Source organism: Terrisporobacter mayombei, assembly GCF_020748465.1.
GTDB lineage: Bacteria > Bacillota > Clostridia > Peptostreptococcales > Peptostreptococcaceae > Terrisporobacter > Terrisporobacter mayombei.
In genome coordinates, this window is the sequence record NZ_JAHZMP010000246.1 from 1 (window position 1) to 448 (window position 448).

Annotated in this window: 2 protein-coding genes; both read right to left on the reverse strand. The window is 27.5% G+C overall.

Annotated elements, in window-relative coordinates; all coding sequences use genetic code 11:
* A partial coding sequence (locus K0039_RS23590; RefSeq protein WP_228106901.1) for a hydroxyethylthiazole kinase occupies positions 1-139 on the reverse strand: 139 nt, incomplete at its 3' end.
* A gap of 23 nt (positions 140-162) precedes the next feature.
* On the reverse strand, positions 163-448 hold a 286-nt coding region (locus K0039_RS21390), incomplete at its 5' end, for a bifunctional hydroxymethylpyrimidine kinase/phosphomethylpyrimidine kinase (RefSeq protein ID WP_228106900.1).

Genomic DNA, 448 nt, shown 5'->3' on the forward strand with positions numbered 1-448 from the left:
CTTCTTCATATGAAAAACTCATAAGAGGACTTGCTCCTACAGCTAAAGTTGCATTAGCACAATCATTTATAGTTACATTATTAGTATAATGAATTACCAATGGATTTAATTTTTTTACGTCTTTAATTAAATTATACATATTCTACCTCCAATATTTTTTTATTATTCAAATTTATAAAAATGATGTACTGGTCCTACTCCATGACCTATATCAAAGCTTCTTTTTATTGCATCTGTTATAGAGATTTTGCTAAAATTTACTGCTTCTGTTATTTCATATCCTAATGCTAGATAAGATGTTATTGCAGAAGATAATGTGCATCCTGTTCCATGTGTATTTTTTTTATCAATTCTTTCACTTTTATAAACTTTAAATATATTTTTCCCAATTAAAATATCTACCGCTTCTCCATCTAAAGGACCTCCTTTCATAAGTACAAATTTAGGC